The sequence below is a fragment of the Glutamicibacter sp. NPDC055354 genome (assembly GCF_053644955.1).
Window position 1 is genome coordinate 2,168,631 of record NZ_JBSHMB010000001.1, and the last position, 24,761, is coordinate 2,193,391.

The 24,761-nt window shown below is 63.2% G+C and carries 25 protein-coding genes; 10 read left to right on the top strand and 15 right to left on the bottom strand.

From position 1 onward, the window contains the following. The first annotated feature begins 254 nt into the window (after window positions 1-254). Window positions 255-833 (top strand): gluconate 2-dehydrogenase subunit 3 family protein, encoded by a 579-nt coding sequence (locus ACWICV_RS10040; RefSeq protein WP_105662355.1) that lies wholly within the window; start codon window positions 255-257, stop codon window positions 831-833. Continuing rightward, window positions 830-2,416, top strand: a complete 1,587-nt coding sequence (locus ACWICV_RS10045) for a GMC family oxidoreductase (RefSeq protein ID WP_454090275.1) — start codon at window positions 830-832, stop codon at window positions 2,414-2,416. Before ACWICV_RS10040 ends, ACWICV_RS10045 begins: the two co-directional genes overlap by 4 nt. A gap of 17 nt (window positions 2,417-2,433) precedes the next feature. Here the strand turns inward: ACWICV_RS10045 and ACWICV_RS10050 are convergent, their stop codons facing one another. The 3 genes from ACWICV_RS10050 to ACWICV_RS10060 form a co-directional block, all read right to left on the bottom strand. Then, window positions 2,434-3,234, bottom strand: coding sequence for an IclR family transcriptional regulator (locus tag ACWICV_RS10050; RefSeq protein ID WP_105658947.1), 801 nt, complete (start codon window positions 3,232-3,234; stop codon window positions 2,434-2,436). A gap of 95 nt (window positions 3,235-3,329) precedes the next feature. After that, window positions 3,330-3,650 carry a putative quinol monooxygenase gene (locus ACWICV_RS10055; RefSeq protein ID WP_454090274.1) on the bottom strand — a complete coding sequence of 107 codons (321 nt, stop codon included), beginning with the start codon at window positions 3,648-3,650 and terminating at the stop codon, window positions 3,330-3,332. Between the two features lie 191 nt (window positions 3,651-3,841). Beyond that, the gene (locus ACWICV_RS10060) at window positions 3,842-4,171 is read right to left on the bottom strand and encodes a cold shock domain-containing protein (RefSeq protein ID WP_402471589.1); all 330 of its coding nucleotides are present in this window, start codon (window positions 4,169-4,171) and stop codon (window positions 3,842-3,844) included. A gap of 112 nt (window positions 4,172-4,283) precedes the next feature. On the opposite strand from ACWICV_RS10060, the gene ACWICV_RS10065 reads away from it, so the two are divergent. Further along, window positions 4,284-5,516: a glutaminase gene (locus tag ACWICV_RS10065; protein ID WP_454090273.1), complete on the top strand. Its 1,233-nt coding sequence runs from the start codon at window positions 4,284-4,286 to the stop codon at window positions 5,514-5,516. A gap of 10 nt (window positions 5,517-5,526) precedes the next feature. Here ACWICV_RS10065 and ACWICV_RS10070 read toward each other — a convergent pair whose 3' ends face one another. Further along, window positions 5,527-7,413: a glycerophosphoryl diester phosphodiesterase membrane domain-containing protein gene (locus ACWICV_RS10070; protein ID WP_454090272.1), complete on the bottom strand. Its 1,887-nt coding sequence runs from the start codon at window positions 7,411-7,413 to the stop codon at window positions 5,527-5,529. Between the two features lie 178 nt (window positions 7,414-7,591). Here ACWICV_RS10070 and ACWICV_RS10075 point away from each other — a divergent pair, with 178 nt between their 5' ends. Beyond that, window positions 7,592-7,852: a GlsB/YeaQ/YmgE family stress response membrane protein gene (locus tag ACWICV_RS10075; RefSeq protein WP_454090271.1), complete on the top strand. Its 261-nt coding sequence runs from the start codon at window positions 7,592-7,594 to the stop codon at window positions 7,850-7,852. A gap of 88 nt (window positions 7,853-7,940) precedes the next feature. On the opposite strand, the gene ACWICV_RS10080 is transcribed toward ACWICV_RS10075, so the two are convergent. Both ACWICV_RS10080 and ACWICV_RS10085 read right to left on the bottom strand, forming a co-directional pair. Continuing rightward, window positions 7,941-8,240, bottom strand: coding sequence for a hypothetical protein (locus tag ACWICV_RS10080; RefSeq protein ID WP_133833959.1), 300 nt, complete (start codon window positions 8,238-8,240; stop codon window positions 7,941-7,943). Between the two features lie 284 nt (window positions 8,241-8,524). Continuing rightward, the gene (locus ACWICV_RS10085; RefSeq protein WP_402471599.1) at window positions 8,525-9,073 is read right to left on the bottom strand and encodes a MarR family winged helix-turn-helix transcriptional regulator; all 549 of its coding nucleotides are present in this window, start codon (window positions 9,071-9,073) and stop codon (window positions 8,525-8,527) included. Window positions 9,074-9,280: 207 nt separating this feature from the next. Between ACWICV_RS10085 and ACWICV_RS10090 the strand changes: the two genes are divergently transcribed. Together ACWICV_RS10090 and ACWICV_RS10095 are read left to right on the top strand one after the other, a co-directional pair. Next, window positions 9,281-9,724, top strand: coding sequence for a hypothetical protein (locus tag ACWICV_RS10090; protein WP_454090270.1), 444 nt, complete (start codon window positions 9,281-9,283; stop codon window positions 9,722-9,724). Window positions 9,725-9,859: 135 nt separating this feature from the next. Then, window positions 9,860-10,342, top strand: coding sequence for a hypothetical protein (locus tag ACWICV_RS10095; RefSeq protein ID WP_105658938.1), 483 nt, complete (start codon window positions 9,860-9,862; stop codon window positions 10,340-10,342). 645 nt (window positions 10,343-10,987) lie between these two features. Here the strand turns inward: ACWICV_RS10095 and ACWICV_RS10100 are convergent. Next, a complete protein-coding gene (locus ACWICV_RS10100) occupies window positions 10,988-11,509 on the bottom strand; it encodes a DUF3253 domain-containing protein (protein ID WP_454152487.1) in 522 nt (173 codons plus the stop codon). 289 nt (window positions 11,510-11,798) lie between these two features. Then, window positions 11,799-12,299: a hypothetical protein gene (locus ACWICV_RS10105; protein ID WP_454090269.1), complete on the bottom strand. Its 501-nt coding sequence runs from the start codon at window positions 12,297-12,299 to the stop codon at window positions 11,799-11,801. Window positions 12,300-12,580: 281 nt separating this feature from the next. Here ACWICV_RS10105 and ACWICV_RS10110 point away from each other — a divergent pair, with 281 nt between their 5' ends. Continuing rightward, the gene (locus ACWICV_RS10110; protein WP_454090268.1) at window positions 12,581-13,003 is read left to right on the top strand and encodes an LLM class flavin-dependent oxidoreductase; all 423 of its coding nucleotides are present in this window, start codon (window positions 12,581-12,583) and stop codon (window positions 13,001-13,003) included. A gap of 66 nt (window positions 13,004-13,069) precedes the next feature. Here the strand turns inward: ACWICV_RS10110 and ACWICV_RS10115 are convergent, their stop codons facing one another. The 4 genes from ACWICV_RS10115 to purU all read right to left on the bottom strand — a co-directional run bounded on the left by ACWICV_RS10115 (window position 13,070) and on the right by purU (window position 16,396). After that, window positions 13,070-13,564: a hypothetical protein gene (locus tag ACWICV_RS10115; RefSeq protein ID WP_454090267.1), complete on the bottom strand. Its 495-nt coding sequence runs from the start codon at window positions 13,562-13,564 to the stop codon at window positions 13,070-13,072. Then, a complete protein-coding gene (locus ACWICV_RS10120) occupies window positions 13,557-15,104 on the bottom strand; it encodes a sodium/proline symporter (RefSeq protein WP_133833950.1) in 1,548 nt (515 codons plus the stop codon). The genes ACWICV_RS10115 and ACWICV_RS10120 overlap by 8 nt, the downstream gene beginning before the upstream one ends. Continuing rightward, the gene (locus tag ACWICV_RS10125) at window positions 15,101-15,229 is read right to left on the bottom strand and encodes a hypothetical protein (protein WP_286134668.1); all 129 of its coding nucleotides are present in this window, start codon (window positions 15,227-15,229) and stop codon (window positions 15,101-15,103) included. Before ACWICV_RS10125 ends, ACWICV_RS10120 begins: the two co-directional genes overlap by 4 nt. 294 nt (window positions 15,230-15,523) lie before the next feature. Further along, window positions 15,524-16,396, bottom strand: a complete 873-nt coding sequence (gene purU / locus ACWICV_RS10130) for a formyltetrahydrofolate deformylase (RefSeq protein WP_105658923.1) — start codon at window positions 16,394-16,396, stop codon at window positions 15,524-15,526. 449 nt (window positions 16,397-16,845) lie between these two features. On the opposite strand from purU, the gene ACWICV_RS10135 reads away from it, so the two are divergent. Further along, entirely contained in the window at window positions 16,846-17,514 is a 669-nt protein-coding gene (locus ACWICV_RS10135) for a GntR family transcriptional regulator (protein WP_105658922.1), read from the top strand. Between the two features lie 27 nt (window positions 17,515-17,541). Here the strand turns inward: ACWICV_RS10135 and ACWICV_RS10140 are convergent, their stop codons facing one another. The 3 genes from ACWICV_RS10140 to ACWICV_RS10150 all read right to left on the bottom strand — a co-directional run bounded on the left by ACWICV_RS10140 (window position 17,542) and on the right by ACWICV_RS10150 (window position 21,905). Then, window positions 17,542-19,413, bottom strand: a complete 1,872-nt coding sequence (locus ACWICV_RS10140; protein ID WP_105662331.1) for a BCCT family transporter — start codon at window positions 19,411-19,413, stop codon at window positions 17,542-17,544. A 210-nt stretch (window positions 19,414-19,623) separates the two neighbouring features. Beyond that, a complete protein-coding gene (gene fdhA / locus ACWICV_RS10145; protein ID WP_133833949.1) occupies window positions 19,624-20,838 on the bottom strand; it encodes a formaldehyde dehydrogenase, glutathione-independent in 1,215 nt (404 codons plus the stop codon). Window positions 20,839-20,966: 128 nt separating this feature from the next. Further along, window positions 20,967-21,905, bottom strand: a complete 939-nt coding sequence (locus ACWICV_RS10150; RefSeq protein WP_400290047.1) for a LysR family transcriptional regulator — start codon at window positions 21,903-21,905, stop codon at window positions 20,967-20,969. 151 nt (window positions 21,906-22,056) lie between these two features. Here ACWICV_RS10150 and ACWICV_RS10155 point away from each other — a divergent pair, with 151 nt between their 5' ends. Together ACWICV_RS10155 and ACWICV_RS10160 are read left to right on the top strand one after the other, a co-directional pair. After that, window positions 22,057-23,361: an aromatic ring-hydroxylating oxygenase subunit alpha gene (locus ACWICV_RS10155; RefSeq protein WP_454090266.1), complete on the top strand. Its 1,305-nt coding sequence runs from the start codon at window positions 22,057-22,059 to the stop codon at window positions 23,359-23,361. Then, window positions 23,358-24,749 carry a flavin reductase family protein gene (locus ACWICV_RS10160; protein ID WP_402471620.1) on the top strand — a complete coding sequence of 464 codons (1,392 nt, stop codon included), beginning with the start codon at window positions 23,358-23,360 and terminating at the stop codon, window positions 24,747-24,749. The genes ACWICV_RS10155 and ACWICV_RS10160 overlap by 4 nt, the downstream gene beginning before the upstream one ends. The last annotated feature ends 12 nt before the right edge of the window (window positions 24,750-24,761 follow it).

The following is a 24,761-nucleotide window of genomic DNA, read 5'->3' on the forward strand; positions in this document are numbered from 1 at the left end:
TGAAGCGGCCCCTTGGCCCGTCGAGTCTGCCCAGCTTGGGGCCCGCGCTCGCTGCGGGGATAGCTTCGTTCTCGCAGAGCGATAATGCCCGCAACGTGGCGCCGAGCGCGTTGCCGGGCCATTCTCACCAGCCGATAACGACGCTGGCAGCACTGTGACGTGCACTACATAATCCAAGTAAGGCTTCACTGCCGGTTTCCCTGCAGAATCAGCGCAGGAACTGACCTAACCGTCTAATAATCGAGGTGACAACAATGGTGTTCCCAGCAAAATATTCATCTCTCAACGCCCTGGAGCTCTCGGATGAGGCTCGGCGGATCTTGACCCGGATCATTCGGGTTTCGTTTCCGCACCCGCAGTTCCCGGATGGGCCCTACGAGCGCATGACAGAGAAAATCATCGAGGCTTCAGCCGAATCCAGCTGGTTCCGCATGGCTTTGACCCAGGGCTTGATGACCCTGGATACGCTCAGCGAAGAGCATTTCCTGGATCTTCCCGATGACCGTGCACTGGCGGTGCTCAAGCGCATCGCGGATCTGGAGTTCTTCGCCTTCATCCGCCGCACCGTAGTCCTCAATTTCTACGATGACCCCGAAGTGCATCAGGCCCTGGGCTACGAAGGCGAATCCTTCTCCAAGGGCGGCTACGTGAACCGCGGTTTCAATGATCTGAATTGGTTACCCGAACCGCGCATCGAGGAAAGCGGAGAGCCCGTACAAGACCAGGGCCCGCTTCCCTACGCCGTGAAAGCCTACGCACCGGAAACCAGCAGCAAGCCCGTGGACAACGTCCTGGGTGATTCAGGAATCCTCGAGGAAGGGACAACCCGATGAGCACCGAAGAGCAATCGGCAGTGCACGACCATGACGACGACTCGGTAGTTGTCGTCATCGGCTCCGGCGCCGGCGGCGGAACTTTGGCCCATGAGCTGGTTTCCAAGGGCGTCAAGGTGGTCATGCTGGAGGCCGGCCCGTATCTGAAGAATGAGGACTACCACCAGGACGAATGGGCCGCCTTCAACCAGATGGCTTGGCTGGATCCGCGGACCACCTCGGGGTCATGGCGCGTGGCCCGCGACTTCCCCAATCTGCCGGCCTGGATCGTCAAGGCGGTCGGAGGCACCACCACCCACTGGTCCGGGGCCACCCCGCGATTCAAGGCACATGAGTTCAAGGCGCGCAGCACCTACGGCCGGGTCGACGGGGCCAACCTGCTGGACTGGCCCATCAACCTGGACGATTTGGCACCGTACTACGACCGTGCCGAGCAGAAGATGGGCAGCACCCACCGCCACGGGCGTCCCGCGCTGCCGGCCAACAACAACTACAAGGTTTTTGCCAATGGAGCCCAGCGCCTGGGCTACCGCCAGTATGCCACCGGGCCCTACGCAACCAATGCCGAACCCTACGACGGCCGCCCAGCATCCATCCAGGATGGGTTCAACTTCCAGGGCGACAAGAACAAATCCAAATGGTCCACAATGGTCTCGGAAATCCCGAAGTCGCTGCGCACCGGCCTGCTGGATTTGCGTCCCGAATCGCATGCTGTTCAAGTTACCCATACTGCTGCCGGCAAGGTGGACGGAGTCATCTACATAGATTCCGAAGGGAACCCGCAGCGCCAAAAAGCACGCATCGTGGCGGTGGCCGGCAACGCCATTGAAACCCCTCGCTTGCTGATGCTGTCAGCTTCGCCGCTGTTCCCCGATGGATTGGCGAACTCCTCGGGCCAGCTGGGTCGCAACTACATGCGCCACACCACCGGCAGCGTCTATGCCAAGTTCGACCAGCCGGTGAACATGCACCGGGGCGAGACGATGGCCGGGCTGATTGCCGACGAATCCCGCCATGATCCGGATCGCGGATTCTGCGGTGGCTATTACATGGAAACCATCGCGTTGGGGCCGGCGTTCCTCGCCAGCTTCGTGGAGCCCGGCGGCTGGGGACCGGAATTCACTACGCTGCTGGACGACTACTTGAACACTGCGGGCATGTGGATTACCGGTGAGGATATGCCGCAGGAAAGCAATCGAATCACGCTGAACAACACGGTGAGCGACCGCTTGGGCCTGCCGGTGCCGAATGTCCATTTTGACGACCACTCCAATGACCTCGCCATGCGAACGCACGGCTACCAGCAGGGTTCGCTGCTCTTCGAGGCAGTGGGCGCGCGGTCCATGCACCACACTCCCCCGTACCCGTCGACGCATAATCTCGGTACGGCGCGAATGAGCCAGCGTCCTGAAGACGGGGTGGTCAACGCTTTCGGCCAGGCCCATGATGTTGCGAATCTGTTCATCTCCGATGGCTCGCAATTCACCACTGGAGCCGCGGCCAATCCGACCTTGACCATCGTGGCGCTGGCCATCCGCCAGGCCGAGTACATCGTCGAGCAAATGGCCCAGGCCAAGTTGTAGGCTGTCCGGGCACCTCGTTAGTCGGCGCAAGCTGCGCCTAGCATCGAGGTGCCCCGCAGCGCGCGGCTCACCCGCGAAGCCACATCGCGCAGCAGGACGGAGACGTCTCGGTGGCGGGTCTGGAATTCGGCCGGGTCCATGGAAACTGCCACCGATCCGATGACTTGCCCGGCGCCCGTGGTTACCGGGGCGGCCATGCAGGAGGCGCCTCGGATGAATTCTTCGCGTTCGATGGCAATGCCGGTCTCGCGTACGGCGTCCAGTTCTGCGGCAAAGACCTGCGGATCGCAGATGGTCGCGGAGGTCATCCCGGGCATGCCGTGCTTGTCCAGGTAGGCGTGGCAGCGTTCGGCATCCATGGCCGCCAACAGCACTTTGCCGAAGGCGGTCGCATGGGCACCATTGTTGAACCCGAAGCCCATGGGGGTGATGCGCGGGCGCAGTGGCGACTCAACGACGTGGGCCACCACGATATCTTCTCCGCGGTGCACTGCGTAGTAGGCGGCGGCATCGGCCCGCACATGCAATTCGCGGATCAAGCGCGCCACCGAAGGCGGGGTGCCTACCTGCCGGCGCAGCGAGTTATCCAGGGCGTGAAGCTTGTAGCCCAGGGCATAGAGCCCTTCATCGCGCAGGTGGACCAGGTGGCCCGACAGGGTCAAGGTCTTGAGCAGGCGATAAACGGTAGGCAAGGGCATCTGCAGTTCTGCAGCGATCTCCTTGGCAGCCATACCCCGGTTATGCGCGGCCACCACGTCCAGCAAGGCGAATGCTTTTTGAACTGAAGCAAGGCCAGCTAGTGAATCGTTATATCCCATAACCCCATCTTGTCGAGGTGAGCTGGGAACTTCAATATGAGTCGCAGCTGCCGCTGGCCTTGCCCCAGCAATTTCAGGGTTCATCGCAAAAGTTGCTAGCTGATTTCCAATTCGCCCATGCGGTCCCAGGTATCGCCTTCGATCTGCCGGCTGACGATGCGCGGAGTTTCAACCAGGGCCGGCGCCATGTCGATCATGGCCTGCTTGAAGTGGTCGCTGCCCACGTGGTCTCCAGCTGCGTCGTCCTGGAAGGCTTCAACCAGAACGAATTCGTTGGGGTCTTCAAGGCTGCGCGACCAATCAAACCAAAGGTTGCCTGGTTCCGCACGGGTTGACTCGGTGAAACTGCGCACCAGATCCGGCCAGCGGTCTGAGCAATCCGACTTGACTTTGAATTTAACGACAATAAAGTACACGATGACGTCCTTTCGGTAAGCAGCACATCCCTGCAGAAACAGGGCCTACTGCCAGTTTCCCCGGTGCCACGCGGCTGGGCCTATACGCATTATCGACAGGCGAGAATGCGGCAATCCCAAGAGGACAACAGTGTCCTGCAGCAGCCATCCTGTCCGAGACTCCAGGCGCGATAGTGGCAGTGAAATCCAAATCAGAGCAGCCTCAGCAGCGAGTGGTTGCCGGCCAGATCCTCATCGCCCATCACGGCATCCTTCGGCGGTCCCGCTTCAATCTTGTATTCGACTGATTGGCCTTCTTCGACGCTCATGAATCCGAAGCTCTGAATTGCACTGCAATGCGCGAAGGCATCGGCAAATCCGCCAGAAGGCTGGATGAATCCGAAATTGCACGCATGATCAGCCTGCATTTCATGATCTCTCTCCTTATGATCGGGGCCAGCTTTCTGTCCCCATAGAAGTCGCCGCACGGCAAAGCCCTGCGCGGCTGAACGTCCCAGAAATCCAGCAACTTCCGCAGGCACTTTCTAACCGGCCGTAAGCATGGGTACACGGCATAGGGCGCTCTTGCCGATAGGGTGGGCCATAACCGGAACAATGGCAGAATCCACCCAAGATCCAAGAGGAAATGGCACCATGAAGAATCCGATTCCCGATTACCTCCACGAAGTGCTCGATGCGCTGCGCGACGACACCGCCGGGCAGCGCGCCGGCTACATTCCCGAGCTGGCCGACGCAAATCCGGATTTCTTCGCCCTGGCCGTGACCACCGCCATGGGCAGCACCTACAGCGCCGGGGATGCCGGGATCGAGTTCACCATCCAGTCCATCTCCAAGCCCTTCGCCTACGCGGCGGCCATCATGGACCGCGGGCTGGAGCATGTGCTGGAACATATCGGGGTGGAGCCTTCGGGCGAGGCCTTCAACGAGCTGTCGCTGGAGGATGGCACCAATCGGCCGAAGAACCCGATGATCAATGCCGGTGCGATCGCCGCCCACGGCCTGATGGTCGGCGCCGACGCCACCGGCGAGCAGCGCGTTGACCGGGCACTGGATTTGTTCTCCGCACTGGCCGGGCGCCGGCTGCGCATCGACGAAGCGGTCTTCAACTCGGAGCTGGGCACCGCGGACCACAATTTGTCCATGGCCCACATGCTGCGCAAGCACGGGATCATCGACGATGACCCGCATGAGGTGGTCACCGGCTACACCCGCCAGTGCTCCATCCTGGTCACCGTGGCGGATCTGTCGGCGATGGCCGCCACCTTGGCCAATGGCGGGGTGCAGCCGTGCACGCACGAGCGGATCATGGACGAGGCCACGGCCCGCCAGGTGATGTCGGTGATGGCGGTGGCCGGAATGTACGACGGGGCCGGCGACTGGCTGACCCGCGTCGGGATCCCCGCCAAGAGCGGGGTGGCCGGCGGGCTGGTGGGCGTGCTGCCGGACCAGGTGGGCATCGGCGCGTTCTCGCCGCGGCTGGATTCGCACGGCAACAGCCAGCGGGCGCGGCGGGCCTTCGAGCGGCTGTCCACGGACATGGGCATGCACCTGCTGGCCCCGAGCCATGGCCGGCTCGATGTCATCGACGTGCAGCGCGGCGGCACGCGCGAGACCTTCTCGCTGCAGGGCAACGTGCAGTTCACCGCAGCTGCCGAACTGCTCGATATCATGTCCGAGTCGCGTTTCGACGGAGACGTGCACGTGGATATTTCCCGGGTCTTCTCCTTCACCGATGTGGCCCGGCGAATGACCTTGGAAGGGCTGCGCCGGCTGCGCAATGAAGGGCGTCGGGTGTTCTTGCATGATCCGTTGCAGTCGCTGGCAAATCCGGATTTGGGCGATGGCACCTATCCGGAGACGCCCTGAGCGCCGGAATCTAGCGGAAGATGTCCAGGTACGCCAGCGCGGAACCCACCCGATACTCCGCGGCGGGGTTGTTGGCCACCAGGTAGCGGTCCCGGATGGCCAGTTCCACGTTGTCCGTGACGATGCCGTCCACGCCGAGGCCCAGCAGCTCGCGGATGGTGGACTCGTCATTAACGGTCCAGGCATACACCTCCCGGTCCAGCGCGTGGGCCTGCTCCAGGAATTCGCGGGTGAAGGAGGCCTGCTCCAGGGTGTAGAAATCGGCGTTCGCCTTCGGCAGCCCGCCCACGCTCATGGCCACGGTCAGCCCGACCCGCAGCTCGGGGCGCTGCGCCTTGATTTCCTTGACTGCCCGGGGGCTGAGCGAATGGTAGATGTTCTGCGTGGTGGTCCCGATCGCGTCCAGCTGCGCCAGGAAGCGCTCCAGGTAGCCCTTGGATTCGTGGCCGGTGACCTTCAGCTCCACGAGCACCGGGATGCCCAGCTCATCGGCGTGCTCCAGGTACTCCTGCATGGTGGGGATGCGGTCGGCGAAGCCGCCTTCGCGCACGGTGACCTTCCGGACTTCGGCCAGGGTCATCTCGTGGATGTTCCGGTTCACCCCGGCGACCACCAGCAGGTTGGTATCGTGGCTGGCTACGAAATGCCCGTCCGCGGTTTCCTGGAAATCGGCCTCGACGATGTCGGCCTGATGCGTTGCCGCGGCTTCCAGGGCTCCCAAGGTGTTTTCCACCCCGCCCGCCGAGTAGCCGCGGTGGGCCAGGATCTGCGCGTCCCCGGCTCCCGTTGCGGTCTGCCCCAAGGCAGGGGATGCGGCAAAGCTCGCTGAAAGCACCAAGGCCGCGGCCGCGGTCCCGGCGGTGGCCTTCAGTGCGCGCGACTGCGCGCTGCGATGCCGCTGCGAGCGCTCCTGCAGGGTGACGGGCAGTGCCAGGTGCTCGCGGCTCAGGGCCACCACAATCTGGATCGCCACCACGGTCGCGGCTCCGATCAGCAGGAAACCGAGCGTGTGTCCCACGCCGATGCACAGGGTCGCCACCAGCGCGGAGTTCTGCACGCCGAGCAGGCTGGCGGCCAGATCCGAGGTCCACACCAGCGCCTCGACCAGCAGCGAGGCGCACAGGGCGCAGACTCCCAGCGGGATCCCGATCAGCAGCAGGTAGCGCAGGCTGTTGCGGTGCGTGGCCTTCAGGCTGGTGCCCAAGGCAGCCAGCGGCCGCTTCGGCCCGACAGCCAGCAGCGGCAAGGTGAGCACCAGGCGGAGGTTTGCGTAGATGATCGCCCCGATCATCAGCAGGTAGATCCCCGTGCTCAGCGGCGCCTTGAGGTACTCGCGGGTCACGAAGGGCGGGATCCCCACACCCTGGATCAGCACCGAAGACAGGCCCAAGCCGCCCAGCGGCAGGGCGAGGAAAAAGTACACCATCATCAGCGGCGAGGGGTAGGACAGCATCCGGCCAAGGCAGGCGGCGGTCTCGCGGCACTCGGCCCGCAGGTTGGGAGGCTTCCCGGATTGCTGGCGGTTGACCATCACGATCAGTGCCACGAACTGCACGCTCACCGCGCCCAGTGCCAGCACCGCGATGGCCAGCAGGAGCAGCACCGAGACCGGATGGGCCAGCAGCACGGTGTAGGTCCGGTCGGTGACGTTGTTCAGCTTGCTGATTTCCAGCGCCAGGCCGAAGAGGTACTTGATCGCAGGGATGACCAGCAAGCCATTAGCTGCCTGCAGGGTGGTGATCACCGCCAGGTAGCGGAAAACGCGCACGTGCCCAAGCTTCAGCACGCGCAGCAGGAAACCGAGGATCTGCCTCAGGGCAGGCAGGCCGCGGCCCGAGGGCAGCGCAGCGGCAGGAAAGTTCTGCCTGTCCTTGCGCGATGAAATCCTTGGGTCCACTGCTTTGCTATGCCTTCCCGCCCGCCGGGTACACCTCGGCGGCTCCTTGCAATCCTATCGCCGCCACGTGCCGTTCGCTGAGCGCCTGCTGGATGGCACCTGCGGGTAGCTTGCTGGACAAGGGGCGAGTGTCGCCGCCAACGGGCAAGACCCAATACGAACTAGTCGAGAAGAACCCATGGATATTTTAAGTTGGATCGTTTTGGGACTGATCGCCGGTGCTATTGCCAAGGCCATCAAACCCGGAGAGCAGGGCGGCGGATGGTTCGCTACTTTGCTGCTGGGCGTCGTCGGCGCAATCGTAGGTGGCTGGATCGGCTCAGCAGTCTTCGGCGAAGGCGTGGACCAGTTCTGGTCCCTGTCCAGCTGGGTCCTGGCCATTGGCGGTTCGCTGATCGTACTAGTCATTAGGGGATTGCTCACGCACAAGCGTGCCTAACTGCACCTGCAGAGCAACGGTCCACCACGGAATAGTGGTGGACCGTTGCCGTGTGAAGAAGTGCCTCTCGCATGCCTGCGCCGGATGCTCACTGGCGAGAATCGGATTCAAAGTCCCGATCCCGAGCCGAATCAACCTCGGGGCCAGTGTCCGCTTCTCTGGTGGAAGACTCAAACTGTTCCAGTTCATCAGTACTGTGCTCGTGAATCGTCTCGCGTAGACCCTCGACTTCCTGGGCTCGTCCTTCCCAGTAGGCCGGCTCTAAGCCGAAGCCATTAGTCGCTTCTTCGGCCATCTTCTTGAAACCATCTCGATGGTCCTCCAGAGCGTTATTCAGATCCTCGAACTCAGCATGGCTGACACTTACATCAACGTGCTTTCGTGGCATTTGCATCATCCTAACTTGTTAGAAAGGCTAAATACTTTCTGGTTTCCTCTAACTTACGCGTCCAAGTTGCCTGCGACAGCTACCACAAGGTTTTCCTCAGAAACCTGTCTTCAGAAACACAGGGACTAGGCCCCTCGCGCGTCAGACGATCACTCAACTAGAGCACGTGGAGAATCAAAATCACTGAAGGAAACTAAACGGACAACTATCCCTTGGTCGGTCTGCTAACTAAGGTATCGGTCAGATCTTCCAGCGTGGATAAAGCGGTGCTATGCGCTCTGCACCTACCGGGAAGACGCGGTGCTCTCCGCCATCTCAGATTTCCCCCTGGAAGGCTGGCTTGGCTCGTCCTCGATCTCGACGCTGCGGATCATGGCCTTCAGGAACTTGGCAACCGCAACCCTCTCGGCCTCGGAGAGCGTGCCTACGGCATCCATCATCTGCTCATGCATCCGATGCAGCGTTCCACGAACTTCCGTATCACTGTAGTCAGTGGGCACAATTCCCACAGACCGCCGATCCGCAGGATGCACAATACGCTCGGCATACCCATCGCGGCATAACCGGTCGATCAATACCGACACCGAAGCATTGGAGATCCCCAGTTCCTCAGCAAAATCCCGCTGGCGGGGAACCAACCCCTTACGGTGCGCAGCGAGCAGGAAGCGCAGCGCCGACATATCGGTCTCATTCATTCCCATCGAACCGCGGGTCGCAGCTCGCATCTTGCGCTCCGCCTCACGGTACTTGCGCATCAGATTCAACAAATCCACCGCCTCGGGCACCGAACGGCCCTCGCCGTACCAATACCCACTGGCTTGATACCTACTCATGACAACTCCTTCCGCCGGATGCGAACGCCATGCCCGCAACCCCTGGGGTTCCAATACCCTTCTTCGCGAGGTCCAGCTTGCTCGACACAGAAAAAATCATGTAAACTATCTAATAGTTAGCTTGTCTAAAGATATTCTACTACGAAACAGCTATCAGTACCGGAGTGAAAGATGAGAGAATCCTTAGCAGTTCCCGTAGAAACAACGATGCATGACACCAATTCGTGGACCACGCGAATCCACAAGATCGCCGCCTTCGCCTCTGAAGAGTGTCGGAGCCGGGACGCGGTGCATTCAGCAATATGCACCATTACCGGGTCCCCGGAGCAGCTGGTCGTGAATTTGGCCTGCACCGCGAAGAGTGAACGGGACGTATCCTCGCTGATGCAATACGTCAACGACACCCTCATGCCGCAGATGGAGACAGCGCTCGGTGTCCGATTCGAGGTGAAGAATCTGCAGTTCGCCGTCGCCGGCAAGGAGAGCCTGCTCGCAGCACCAGAGCACGCGCCCGAAGCTGGACTCCCCGCGCATTGGCTCGATCAGCCTTCCACCGCACCTTCGCTGGCCCCCACCACTGGTTTAGGGTCCGAACCTACCAGTTTGGGAAGTGAATCAGATGGATCCCATGCAGATTTGAGCATGGCCTAGGATCTGCAGCACCCGCCGCCCGCCAAGAGCGGCACCACCAAAACGACGGGACCTTTCCGAAGCGCATCTCACTGCGGAGAATTACGTCCACATCGATATTTTTCATGAGCAGTGCACGAAAGGGAAGTATCTAAAATGCCAGGTCGAATCGCACGAACCCGAACCGCAGTCAGAGTCGCTGATTTTCTCGCCACCCGTGAAGGCAAGTCCCACCTGTCCGACTACGGCTGGGCGCAGGGAATGCCGATCGTCATGACGCAGCCTGCCGAATCTCTCAACGATGCCATGGGCATGGCATCAATCCATGGCCGTGCAGTGCTGGTGGCCATGCTCGATCCGCAAACCGAAGAACTGCACATGATGCATGTCACCGTCCCCCAAGCAGCACTGAAAGTCACCAGGGCCTGCGCTGATCGACTCACCATGGAAGAGTTCTTCGAACGCCTGGCGACCGAGCTCATTGCTGAGTTCCGTGTGAAATTCTGGAAGAACACTGCCGTCGCCCACAAGATCCCAGCCTGCCCCGCTATGCAGTCGCGAACCACCTCACCGGCTCGATATCCTCTCCCAGAACGCTGCCACGCAGAAGCGCCCGTCGCGGCGGGCGCCAGCCAGTAAGCCCTTCAGCCCAGCGGTCCTGGCTCATTCTCATGGCTGGTCAATACCCATGTTGGGTTGGACCGCTAATGGGCCAGAACCGGGCTTCTTCTGGGGGCTAGTTGTTGGCCTCGGTCCTCTATCCAGGGTTGCGGATACCAGGATCCAGAACAGCCACTAAGCCACAACAAAGTGCACAAAGCGTGATGGCATTACCCATGAAGCGATGATGCTCCCCTTTCGTAGCCTTCGAACCGGGATCTTCTGCCTGCCAGTTCCCTTTCAATGACGCCTTTTCGTGAAAATCATTAAGAAATGCTCACCATCAGCACGTAAAGTTACCTGGGACGCAGCGTCCACTTCAGTCAACTGCCTCCTTTCGTTGGAACTTCGGCAGTTAAACATTTAAGGACGGATTCCAGGAGCTCAGCGAAAAAGTTCATCCCCTACCGAGTTATGCTCGATATTGACCGCGAAGACGACAGCTACTGCCTCTTTAAAGCGCTCCAGCATTACGGTCGATAGCTTAGCGACCACAGCCGGCTCAAGGTCACCGAGCACGGCGTCTAGAGGGTCGACTCCTTGCCCGAAGCACTCCCTCTTCACCGGGCATGAAAACCTCGGTACCAGCATATTCTCGGTTCTTCCCCTAGAGATCGGGCAATTTTATTCGCCTGGGTGTCGGCGTCTAATCCGAATTGGCCCTTTGACACCGTCAGCTTCCACGGGCTCGCCATTTTGAGTTGCAACGACTTCACCTTGCACGGCCAATGCCGCGGCAATCTGGCGCACTTGGCCCATGTACTTACGCCACCCTTCGTCCGGCCCGCCCACTATGCGTGCAACATCACTCGGGCAGATTGACGTGTTTGCCCTATGGCTCAGCAAGCTGCGAATGGTCGCGCGGATTCGCTCTCCCATTGAATCCGATTCCGGCTCCTCCCACCACGGCTGTCCACGTTCGCCCAGTGCGAGCTTGGCATTATTCACACGCTTGCTAGCGCCGATTTCGCCTTGCTTGACTGCCCGGCGGGCTGACATCAGCTCGTTGACCAGCTCTTGTCGTAATTTCGCAGGGATCGAGGGATCACTGGCTCTCCACCGCCGCCCCTCGATTATCAGGTAGCGCCCGTCGGTGGTGGTTTGTACTGGCTTCTCTGAAGGTGCCATCCTATACCCCATCTCCATTCAAAGTCCGACTCCCGAAGCGCACCGTCGCGCTGATCGCATCCTATGGCGAATGAGTCAACTACTAGAGAATTTGCTTTCTATAAATCGTCGAAAATTAACTTGATGAAGGGCAATTGCATTCGCGGACTGCCGCAGGGTTACAGCTGTTTGATAGCTGCAGGGCTTCGGCATTTTATCTTCGTGGCTAGTGCCAGATAGGCGCTGGCACTCCCCCGACCTCTGGGGATGCTCGCTTGGTTTCGGAGCACGCCAACTACTCATCAAATGCTTCCGATACCCGCTCCGATCATGGTTTGGCTGATGCCGGGTTCAATTTTTCCCCGAAGGCAGGGGTCGGTACGGCGCATTCCACGCGTTCGCCGGGCTTGCCGGTTTGCGCCGCGATCTCCTTTACCCCGTCGAGCAGGATCCGGCAGGTGGCGGTGCTGCCTGCGGCAGGCGTAGCCGCGATGGCTGCATCCTTTTCGGCCGTGATGACGCTCTGCGCAGTCCAGATTGATTCGCTGTTCTTGCCAGCACCGCTGGTCGTGGCCACCGCTTGCTCGGTCACTTCGGCCGAGTCTTCGCCGCGGCTGGGCGAGTCCAGGTAGGACACATCACTCAGCGCATCGGCGGCTTCCCCGCTCACGGTGATCTCGTAGGTCACCGCCCAGGCATCCGCAGTTGATTTGTCGAAGCTTTCAATGGCGCCGCATCCAGTCAGGCCCATGCCGAGGACAAGCCCTGCGGAACTGGCCGCCAGCCAGGTCGAAGTGCGGTTGGATGCTGAACGCGAAGTGCCGTGCATGGGATTCCTTTTCTCAGGTGGACGCAGCTGCTGCTTTCTCTACGTGTCAACACTAGTTCCGCGCGCCGGCGATGTCCTCCCGACCGGGAATGATATCCGTTGCCCCGCCTCCCACCTCAGGGTGGAGGCAAGGATCGCCAGCGCTCCCCTGCTTGCCGCGTCTTGGATGCCCCGCTGCCCTGCGCAACGCGGTAAGCTCACTGACTGGACCCTCGCCGTTGAAAGGACATGATCATGCAGCTGCAGCTTGCCCCGGAGAATCGCAAAGCAGGCCTGCCTGCATGAGGCTTTCCATACTTGACCAGATCCCGCTCACCGAGCATGCCCCCACCGCAGGCCAGGCCATGTCCAGCGGCCTGCAATTGGCTGAGGATGCGGAAGCGCTGGGCTACCACCGCATCTGGTTTGCCGAGCACCACCACTCGAAATCCTTCGCCAGTGCCGCCCCGGAAATGATGACCGCGCTGGCTTTGGAACGCACGGAAACCATTCGGGTCGGCACCGGTGCCATCTTGCTACCGTACTACCAGGCGCAGAAGGTCTCCGAAGCCATGGGCCTGCTGGCCGCCGTGCACTCAGACCGGGTGGACATCGGCGTGGGCCGGGACAAGCCCCAAGCCGAGGAACAGTGCCGAGCCGGCAACGATGCAGGAGCCCTTCTTCAGCAACTGAGCGGGGAACTGCTTTGGCATATTCTTCATTGAATCTCCGATGTCTTCCTGTGATGGGATGGATCTTGGTCATTGCGCCGTCCTCCGGCGTTTCCAGTCTCAGCTGCCGATGATGAAGTAGCCGCCGTTCAGTCCATCCACCATGACGCGGTAGGACTTTTTCTCCAGGCTCGCTTCGATCATCCAGTTGGGTTTCCAGACCTTTGCGACACTGCTCTTTTCCCGGACCCCGCCGCGCCAGGCCAGCCGGGCCCGGCGCAGCGCCGCGGTGGACAGCAGGGCCTTGGCCCGCCGGCGTGCAGTGTCGAAATCGATGGTGTTCCACTGCGGATCAGCCACCCGGTCCAGCACTTGGTCCGTTTCCGCATCTTCGGCTTGCCACGGATCGCAGACGAAGGCCTTGCCCGAGTAGTAGTCCACCAAGGCGTGCGCCTGCCCTGACCGCCCGGCCAGCTGCGGCACCTCGAAGATGAACCCCGCAAAGGGATGATGGCGCAGCTTGGCCGACTCGACTCTCAGCCCTGGCGCCTTGGCGGCAAGGATGCGTTGCGCGTCCTGGTCATCGACCAAGGTTTTCAGCACCAGTTCATTCACCGCGGGCCGCCATTTCCGCCTGGCTGGCCAGCAGTGCATCCTGGCCCATGAGCATCTTCTTCGGGATCGGGCCGATCTTCGCGGTCTCATCCAGGGCCCGGCCAATATGCTCCGGCACGGGATGCGACTTCTGGCTGGCCAGGCTGCCGATGACCATGGCCGCGGTGGAGGCCAGGATGCCGGTGACCATCGGATCAATGCCGGTGGCATCCGGCGCGCCGGACACCTGCCAGAGCACCGAGACCAGGGTGCCGGCGGCCATCGATGAGATCGCGCCAACGGTATTGGCCTTCTTCCACCACACCGCGCAGATATAGGAAGGGACAAAGGCGCTGCCCAGCACGGTCGTTGAGAAGATCACCACGGCGGCCACCGCGGGAGGATCAAAAGCGGCAATGCCATAGCCGATGATGGCCAGGGCCAGCACGGTGATCCGCGAGACCCAGACCATCTGCGCATCGCTCATCTTCTTGTTAATGAACCGGGCGTAGATGTCCTGGCTGGCGATGGTGCCGGCCTGCAGCAGCAGGGCATCGGCGGTGGACATGATGGCTGCCATGATCGCTGCCATGACGATGCCCACGGCGAAGGTCGGCAGCACCGCGTCGGCGACCTCGAAGATCGCGGTTTCCGGGTTGGCCAGGTTGGGCAGCAGGATCAGCGCGAACAGGCCCACCAGGTAGGGGCCGGGGATGAACAGCAGGTTGAATACCAATGAGTAGACCCCTGCGGTACGTGCCACCGAAGGCTTCTTCATGGCCATGTGGCTGACCACCACGTGCGGCCAGCCCATGTAGCCGATGGAGAAGACCAGCAGCGCACCGAGAATGACTCCCCACTGTCCCTGGTAGCCCAGGTCCGCTCCCCACATAGTCAGCAGGTTGGGGTTGATCCCGCCCACGGCTTCATTGCCCTTGGTGAAACCGCCCACGGCCATCAGCGTGGCAACCAGGATCCAGACCATGCCGACCACCATGATGATGGCCTGCACGAAGTCGGTGTAGGCCACAGCCAGGTAGCCGCCCAGGAAGGTATAGAGGACAATCACGCCGATGGCGATCGCCAAGGCCACCGGGAAGGAAACCCCAGAGACCATTTCCAATCCGCGGCCGCCGGCGATGAACTGGGCCAGCACGTAGAAGAACATGCAGAACAGCGCCACGGGAGCGGCGATGAGCCGGATCCACTTCGAGGGATAGCGATGCTCCAGGTACTCGATGGAGGTGATGGACCCCAGGATCTGGGATAGCTTGCGCATGCGCCGGCCCAGGACCGAGAGGTTCAGGATGCCGCCGCCCAGGTCGCCCAGCGCGTACCACATGCTGAAATAGCCTTGGGTGTAGCCCATCGATCCGGCACCCATGAACATGTAGCCGGACATGGAAGAACTCTGCAGCCGCAGCGCGGTGACACCGGGGCCGAGGCTGCGTCCGCCGAGCAGGAACCCTTCGGCATCTTGCTTGCCTCGCTTCATCGCCCAGAAGCCGATGGCGGCCATGGCGATGAAATAGATGACCAGGAACAGGATTTCGATGCTCACTGCTGCTCCTTCGCATCCTCGCGCTTCCAGCCGCGGCTGAGCCACAGGAAAACAGCTGTGTAGATCACCCAGAGGGCCGGAACCCCGATGATGACCATGGTCGTGAACGCCGGTAGTCCAAACATCGACACATTCCTTCTGGGAGCCGCTGGTTCTTATTTCATGAGCTGGGTCACAAGCACCCGCTTGATCCATAGCCTTGCATAGCCCCGTGGCCAAGACAAGGATAATTCCTAGGTTAACTTGGGAAAACTTCCGTGTCCCTGCATTCGACCGCTCTGTCTTCCCGGCCTTTTCGCCACCGGTCGAGCGCCTCCGGGCCCAAACGGCGGGCAACAGCAAAGACCCCGGCCGGGTTCGGCGGGCATCGTCATATGATGTCCGTCGAATCCCCGCCGGGGCCTTTGGCCCGGAGGGTGCTAGCGCAGCACCACGGTGCGCGAGCCGCTGAGGAAGACCCGGTCTTCGCAGTGCCAGCGCACCGCATCGGACAGGGCCTTGCACTCGGTATCGCGTCCGGCGGCCACCAGGTGCTCGGGCGCGTAGCTGTGGTCCACTTCCTGGACGCGCTGGGTGATGATCGGCCCCTCGTCCAGCTCCGAATTCACGTAGTGCGCCGTGGCGCCCACGGTCTTCACCCCGCGCTCAAAGGCCTGGTGGTAGGGTTTGGCCCCCTTGAAAGAGGGCAGGAACGAATGGTGGATATTGATGGCCCGGCCGGTGAGCTTGCGGGTGAGGTCATCGGAGAGCACCTGCATGTAGCGGGCCAGCACCACCAGATCCACCTCGAAGCGCTCCACCAGGTCCATCAGCTTGGACTCGGCCTCGGGCTTGGTCTCAGGGGTGACAGGAATATGGAAGAACGGAATCCCGTTCCACTCGACCTGCTGCCGGTGGTCTGGGTGGTTGGAGACTACTGCCGCGATCTCCACCGGCAACTCCCCCATCCGGGCGCGGAACAGCAGGTCATGCAGGCAATGGCCGAACTTGGAGACCATCACCACCACGCGCTTCTTGTTGCCGGCCGGGCGCAAACCCCAGGTCGCCTGGTGCTCATCGGCGAGCTGGCCGAGGCCCGACTCGAGTTCGGCGATCTCGGCGGGGATATCCTCCGCCGCGGCGACCTCGAATTCGATGCGCATGAAGAGCGTCCCGGAAAGCTGGTCGTCATGCTGCTTGAGCTCCCGGATGTCGCCATGGTGCTTGAGCAGCAACCCGGTGACCGCATGCACGATGCCCGGGCGCTCGGCGCAGGTGAGGGTCAGGACATACTTGTTGTTCGGTTCGGTCATCGTGCCGCTCCTTGGTTTCGCCGAGATGGCATTAGCTTCGCCATGGCTCGTAGTGGTTTTTCGGGGGATTTTCATGCGGTTGCACCTGGCTTCCGCGCAGTGCTCTGCGCCGCGGATTCAAAGCCGTCCGGCCTGAGTTTTCCCAGCGAACTGCGCGCCGCCCCTGCCTTCGGAAGCAGCTGCGGGCAGACTCGCCAACCTCTGGCCGGATACTGATATATCAATTGATGATCACAATACTATGTGTGCTTCAGCACAGCGTCAACAACTTTTCCGGCGGTTCTTCCTGGCGCCTTTCCCAGCGCCCCCAGTACAGTTTTCCGCTCTGCCGTTCGCCGGCAAGCCAAGGGCTGTTGAGCGCATCGGCACAGGAAAAGCGCCCAAATCGAAGCCGGGGCGATACTCTTTGTGTGTCGGCAATTGATTTTTGAACAGTGATAGAGAGCGATATGCCAAGGCCCACCGAACTGACCAGCGCCGCCACCGAGCAAGGCTCGATGGCTGATCGAGCCTACAACGCATTGCGCGACCGGCTGGTGCTGCTCGAAATCGCTCCGACGCACCCGATCCACGAGCCGCAGCTGGCCGAAGAACTGGGCATTGGGCGCACCCCGATGCGCGAGGCTCTCAAGCGGCTGGAAACCGACCATCTGGTGGTGTCCTATCCGCGCCGCGGCACCTTCGCCACGGCCGTGGATTTCCATGAGCTGAACTACATCTCCGAAATGCGCCAGGTGCTCGAGCCGCTGGCCGCGCGCAACGCGGCCGCGAACAAGGACCCGCAGATCCGCGAGCAGCTGGCCAGTTACCTGCAGCAGATCGATGCCCTGGATCCCGCCCTGGACCAGCGTTCGCTGCTGCTGCTGGATGTGCGCATCCACCGGCTCATCTACAAAGCGGCGGCCAACAAGTACCTGGAGGAAACCCTGGTACGCCTGGATAATCTGGTGACCCGGATCTGGTGCCTGGTCATCGACCAGATGCCTCCGATCGCAGAGCACATTTCCGAGCATTCGGCCCTGCTGCGCGCCATCCTCGACGGCGACGCGCAGCTGGCAGCGCGGCTGGTCTCCGAGCATGTGGCCCACTTCGAGCAGGCCCTGCGCCGCGCCCCCTAGCTGGGTGCCGGGGACGCGAACCGGTCGCTAGCGGCCGGCGCCCTCGGGTTCCAGATCAGTTTCGGGCCGCGGCTGCGGTTCGCGCACCGGGGCTTCCAGCTCCTGGGCCACCGGCTCCGGCCGGTCTCCAGCCGGCAGGCCCGACGCGGCCACAATGGAGTTCTCCCTGGTCATCAGGCTGAACTGCTCGCCTTCGTGGCGGTCGATTCCGTCATCCACCGCCTGCTCCAGCACCTCCATCGCCACCTTGCCGCGCAGCACCAGCGGATCACGGCACAGGTCCTTCCACAGCGCCACGCACAGCAGCAGCATCACCAGCACGAAGGGCAGCGCCGAGACGATGGTGATGTTCTTCAGCCCGTTCAGGGCCGCCGCCGGATGGTCCCCGCCGGCCAGCAGCATGACCGCGGCCACCGCTCCGACCGAGACGCCCCAGAAGACCACCGATTTCTTCGAGGGTTCCTGCGCGCCGCGTTCGCTCAGCGCGCCCATCACGATCGAGGCGGAGTCCGCCCCGGTGACGAAGAAGATGGCAATCAGCACCACGGCCAGGGCCATCAGCGCGATGGAGAACCACTCGGGGAACGGCAGTGCGCCCAGCAGCTCGAAGAGCACCGAGTTGAAGTCGATGTCCGGGGCCCCGTCCACCATCTGGGCCAGCGCCTGGCCCATGTCCCCGTTGCGTTCGGCCCGTTCCTGCAGGCCGATGGCGCCGCCGCCGAAGATGGCGAACCAGAACAGCGTGACGGTGGAAGGTACCAGCAGCACCCCGGTGACGAACTGGCGGATGCTGCGCCCGCGCGAGATCCGCGCGATGAACAGGCCAACGAACGGGGTCCAGGAAACCCACCAGGCCCAGTAGAAGATGGTCCAGGAGGAAAGCCAGGCGGCCATGTCGCCGTCCCCGGAAGCCGCGGTCCGCGATGCCATTTCCGGCAGGTCCGCGATGAAGGAGCCCACCGCATTGGGAATCACATTCAGGATGAACAGCGTCGGTCCGCCGATGAACACGATCAGCGCCAGGATCACCGCCAGCACCATGTTGATATTGGACAGCCACTGGATGCCGCGCTCGATTCCTGAGACGGCCGAAGCCACGAACAAGGCGGTGAGGACCGCAATGATCAGCACCAGGACCCCGGAACCCACCGAGGACAGCAGCCCGGCGGACTGGATGCCTCCGCCGATCTGCAGCGCGCCGAGCCCCAGCGAGCAGGCCGAGCCGAAAAGCGTGGCCAGGATAGCCAGGATGTTGATCGTCTTCCCGCCCCAGCCGTGGACGACCCTTTCGCCGAAGATCGAGGTGAACATCGAGGAGAACAGCTGCGGGCGGCCCAGCCGGAAGCTGCCGTAGGCCATGCCCAGCCCGACAATCGCGTACATGGCCCAGGGGAACAGCGTCCAGTGGAACATGGTGGTGCCCATGGCCGTGCCCACCGCGGCCGAGGTCTGCCCGCCCACGGTTTCCGGCGGCGGGGACATGTAGAAGTAGAGCGGCTCGCCCACCCCGTAGAAGACCAGGCCGATGCCCATGCCGGTGGCGAACATCATCGAGATCCAGGAAACCGTGCTGAACTGCGGCTTCTCCCCGTCCTTGCCCAGCGGGATGCGCCCGAAGCTCTTGGCCGCGACCACCAGCACGAACAGGGTGAAAACGGTCGCGGCGATCACGAAGACCCAGCCGGTGTTCGTGATGACCCAGTCCAGGGCCTTCCCGGCCGCGGAGCCCAGCCCTTCGGGCGAGGCGAAGCCCCAGGCGATGAACGCCAGGGCGAGGAGTCCGGCAATGCCGAAGACCCAGTAGTCGGTGCCGGAGGACAGGTATCTTCTGGGCCGGCGCCGGCGAGCCGAGTGCAGCTCGCTGACCAGGTCGTTCACGGGTTGCTCAGTGCGTTTCATTTCGGTTTCCTTCAATAAAGGCAATAGGTGGCGGGCCGGCAGGGGAATGCGGGCGCGCCGAATCAGCCGGGGTCCCGGGGCTGCTCGTGAGTGGTGGCCGGGGCCGGCAAATCGGCCGGGCTCAAGAGCCGGCCGGAAGTGCGCCGTGCAGGCCGGGAATTGTTCCCGGCCTGCACGGCGGTCAGCGGTTAATTGCGCGTCAAGCGCGGATCAGGCGCTGATCAGCCCGTGCGGGTCGAGCACGAACTTCTGCGCGGCGCCTTCGTCGAAGGCCGCGTAGCCCTGCGGGGCCCGGTCCAAGCCAATGGCCGTGGCGTTGACGTTCTTGGCAATCGAGACCTTGTCCGAGAGGATCGCCTGCATCAGCCCGCGGTGGTACTTCATCACCGGGCACTGGCCCGTGACGAAGGTGTGGGACTTGGCGAAGCCCAGGCCGAAGCGCATGGACAGCGAACCGACCTTGGCCGCTTCGTCCTCGGCGCCCGGATCCCCGGTGACATAGAGTCCCGGGATGCCCAGGCTGCCGCCGGCACGGGTGATTTCCATCAGCGAATTGAGCACCGTGGCAGGCTGCTCCTTGCCAGCGTCGTGCCCGTGCCCGCGCGCCTCGAAGCCCACCGCGTCGATGCCGCAGTCGACCTCGGGCACGCCCAGGATCTGGGCGATCTGCTCGGCCGGGTCGCCCTGCGAGACGTCCACGGTCTCGCAGCCGAAGCTGCGCGCCTGGGCCAGCCGGTCGGCGTTCAGGTCCCCGACAATCACGGTGGCCGCACCCAGCAGCTGCGCGGAGGTGGCCGCGGCCAGGCCCACCGGGCCGGCGCCGGCGACATAGACGGTGGAGCCGACGGTGACCCCGGCGCCGATGGCTCCGTGGTAGCCGGTCGGGAAGATGTCCGAGAGCATGGCCAGGTCCAGGATCTTCTCCATGGCCTGGTCGCGGTCGGGGAATTTCAGGGCGTTCCAGTCAGCGTAGGGCACCAGCACGTATTCGGCCTGGCCACCCACCCAGCCGCCCATGTCCACGTAGCCGTAGGCGGAACCGGGGCGGTCGGGATTGACGTTCAGGCAGATGCCGGTTTGCCCGACCTTGCAGTTGCGGCAGCGGCCGCAGGAGATGTTGAAGGGCACCGAGACGACGTCGCCGACCTTGAGGAATTCCACATCGCGGCCTACTTCCACCACTTCGCCGGTGATCTCGTGGCCCAGCACCAACCCGACGGGCGCGGTGGTGCGGCCGCGGACCATGTGCTGGTCCGAACCGCAGATGTTGGTGGCGATGGTGCGCAGGATGACCCCGTGGTGCACCTGCCGCCCGACGTTTGCCGGGTGGACCCCGGGCCCGTCCTTCAATTCGAATTCGGGGTACGGGGTGTCGATCAGCTCGACCTTGCCTGCCCCGGCGTAGCTTACTGCCAAGTTGCCCATAGCGGACCACTTCCTTGAAATATCAGTTGGATACCAAATCGGATGTGCCCAAGTCTGACCACTGGATGTGATCCATGTCAATAGCCCGGCCTGAAATCCGCCGGGTCCGGCAGCCCGCCAGCGGCCGGCTACCCGTCCAGTTCCTCGGCCGAGCGCAGGGAAATGATGTCCTTGGCGGTGCGCTGCAGGATATCCAGGGATTCCTCGATCAGCGGCGAGCCGCGGCTGCCCTTGCGGGTCACCGCCACGATGCGCCGCGAGGGCTTGGCCGCCCCGGAAATCCGGCGGCGCACCACGTTCTGCGCATCGCCCAGGGTGGCCAGCCGGGGCAGCAGCCCCACGCCCAGGCCCGCCCCGATGAACGCGATCATGGTTTCCCACTCCACCGCCTCGTGGGCGATGTGCGGGGTGACCCCCAGCGAAGTGAAGGCGGCAACGAACAGCGCCCGGTAGACCGACTGCCCGGATTCGGAGATCCACGGGTCATCGGCCAGGTCCTCCAGGGCCACGGACTTGTGCTGCGCCAGCCGGTGCGTGGCGGGCAGCACCACATCCAGCGGGTCATCGAGCAGCACGGTCTGCTCGAACCGGTCCCTGGCGGCAGAACCCGCGGACGTCTGGCTGGCCACGATCACGGCCAGGTCGATCCGCTCCGCGAGCAGCAAGTCCAGGCAGCGCTGCGGCTGCGCTTCGATCAGCTGCACTTCGGTATCGGGCCGAGTGGCTCGCAGGTTCGCGGCCAGCGGGGCAAGCAGCTGCGCGGCAGCGGTGGAGAAACCGCCCAGGCCGAACTGCCCCTGCACCTGCCCGGAGGCGTTGCGCGCGGACGCCGCGAGCAGCTCCCATTGCGTCACAATCCCGTCCAGGCCCGCAACGAAATGCCGGCCCGCGGAGGTCAGCCGCACCCCGCGGCCCTCCTTGGTGATCAGCTTGATGCCCAGGGTGCGCTGCAGTTCGCGCAGCTGCGCGGAGACCGCCGAGGCCGAATAGCCGGTCAGTTCCGCGGTGCGCGCTACCGAGCCCGTGGAGGAGAAGACCCGCAGGGTGGCGAAGCGTGGATCGATCATGCACCAATTGTGCACGGTTCCGTTCAATTTCTTGCGCTTTTCTTGCCGACTATTTCTTCCTAGTCTCGATTCATGCGGTGACCGGCCTCACATCGGCCCGCGCAACCACAGCCCGAGGACGCCAGCCGCGTCGTGTTCCAAGGAGTAACAGATGACCGCTTCGGTAAGCGCACCGCGCACTACGCGTGGGAAGCTCGCTACGTCGGTGAACCAAGAACAGCTCGCCGAGATCACCGAACTCTTCCGCAACCGGCGCAAGGGCTACTCGCTCGAAGCCCCGCTGTACACCGACCCCTCAGTATTCGATGTCGAAATGCAGGCCATCTTCGGGACCCACTGGCTGTTCGCCGCGAGCATTGCCGAGATCCCCGAGCCCGGGGACTACGTGACCGTGGACTACGGTCCGCATTCGCTGATCGTGCTGCGCACCGAGGAGGGCGGGGTCAACGTGCTGCACAACGTCTGCCGGCACCGCGGCGCCCGCGTGCTCACCGAAGATTCGGGCAGCACCGGGAACCTGGTCTGCGGCTACCACTCGTGGACCTACTCCCCCGAAGGGGACCTGATCCACGCCTCCGCCCCGGGCGAAGGCAAGTTCGACAAGAGCTGCTTCGCGCTCAAGCGCGCCCACGGCCGGGTCCATGCCGGGCTGGTCTTCGTTTCCCTGGCCCAGGACCCGCCGGCGGACTTCGACGAGGTCGCCGGCATCTTCGAGCCCTACCTGGCCCCGCACGATATCGCCCGCGCCAAGGTCGCCTACCAGCAGGACATCATCGAGGAGGGCAACTGGAAGCTGGTGATGGAGAACAACCGCGAGTGCTACCACTGCGACGGGCACCCCGAGCTGGCCTGCTCGCTGTTCCCCACCTGGGGGCTGAGCGACGACACCGTTCCGCCGCACCTGGAAGAGGTATGGGAACGCAACCAGCAAGCCCAGGCGGCCCTGGAGGAACGCTGCCGCCGCTACGGATTGCCCTACGAGGTCGTGGAGCAGCTGGACACCCGCATCGCCGGCATCCGCATCTCCCGCGAATCCCTGGACGGCGACGGGGAATCCTTCTCCGCCGACGGGCACCGCCTGTCCAAGAAGCTGCTCGGCGAGCTGCGCGACTTCCGGCTGGGCCGCTGCTCCATGCACCTGCAGCCCAACAGCTGGTTCCATTTCCAGTCCGACCACGTGATCACCTTCGCCGCCTTCCCGATCAACGCGCACCAGACCCTGGTGCGCACCACCTGGCTGGTGGCCGATGACGCGGTCGAAGGAGACGACTACGATCTGGAGAAGCTCACCCACACCTGGAAGCAGACCAACCTGCAGGACAAGGCCTTCGTCGAGCTGTGCCAGAAGGGCGCAGCCAGCCCCGCCTACCAGCCGGGCCCGTACATGAAGAGCGAATACCAGGTCGAGGCGTTCATCAACTGGTATACCCAGCGCGTGCTGGAGCACCTGGCATGAGCGCAGGCGCCCAGCTGGCATCGAGCGTAGCGGCCCAGCGCATCCGCGGGCTGGAAATGCCGTGGAACCGGGTCCTCAGTTCCCAGGAAGGCCCGGCGAGCGCGGCCCGCGCGCTGGGACCCTGGCACCCCCAGGAGTTCCTGGCCGAATGCGTGCAGACCATCGAGGAAGCCGGCGGGCTGATGACCTTCGTCTTCCGCCGCGCCGACGGCGCCCCGCTGGCCTTCCGCGCCGGGCAGTACCTGAACATCGCCTTCCCGGTGCATGGCGAAGACCAGGACCCGGTGGACCGCAGCTACTCGATTTCCAGCGCGCCCACCGTGCCCTGGACCTTCAATGTCAGCATCAAGCGCGATCCCAAGGGCCTGGTCTCCTCCTGGGCGCATGAGAACCTGCGTCCGGGCATGGTGCTGGAGATGCTCGGCCCGGTGGGCGCCTTCCACCTGGGAGATTCCGACCGGCGCGCCCGCTACCTGTTCCTTGCGGCCGGAGCCGGGATCACCCCGATCATGTCGATGGTGCGCACCATCCACTCGCTGCCCGGCCAGGCCGATGTGGTGGTGCTCTGCCACGGCACCGTGCCCGGGGACTTCGCCTTCTGGCCCGAGCTGGAATACATCGCGCAGGTCGATTCGCGGATCAAGGTGTTCTACTCGCTGGGCGACCGGGCCAAGCCCAAGAGCTGGAAGGGCTTTGCCGGGCGGCTGACCACGGCAATGATCGATGCGGTGGCCCCGGATGCCAATGGCCGCAAGGTGTTCGCCTGCGGGCCGGAAGGCTACCTGAATTCGGCCACCCAATTGCTGCGCGAGGCCGGGGTGGATGACACCTCGGTGTTCATGGAGTTCTTCTCCGGGGACCGCAAGACGCTGCTCGAATACCAGGAGGAAATCGCCCTGGCCGGGTCCATCGCCGAGGAGGTGGCCGAATCCGTGGAGGAGTTCTACGAGAGCCAGCCGCCGGAGCTGGGGATGTACGAACCGGAGTACGACCAGAGCGGCACCATCGATGCCAGCGGCCAGAAGCTGGTGGCGGTCGATTCCAATGCCCCGCTGCCGCCGGCCTCACCGCTGGTTCCCGCGCAGGACCCGCCGGATACCGCTTCCTTCCCCACCGTGGGCGAAGGCGAGCTGACCATGACCTTCCTGCGCACCGCGGTGAATGTCCGGATCAGTTCCCAGGAGCACATCCTGGGTGTCGCCCAGCGGGCCGGGGTGCGCATCGGCGCCAACTGCCAGGAGGGCATGTGCGGCTCGTGCAAGGTCGTCAAGCTCGAAGGCGAGGTGGCGATGAACCACCAGGGCGGCATCCGCGCCCGTGAAATCGCGGCCGGGAAATTCCTGCCCTGCTGCTCCACCGCCCAATCGGACCTGGTCATCGACGCCTAGCGCGCCGGCCAC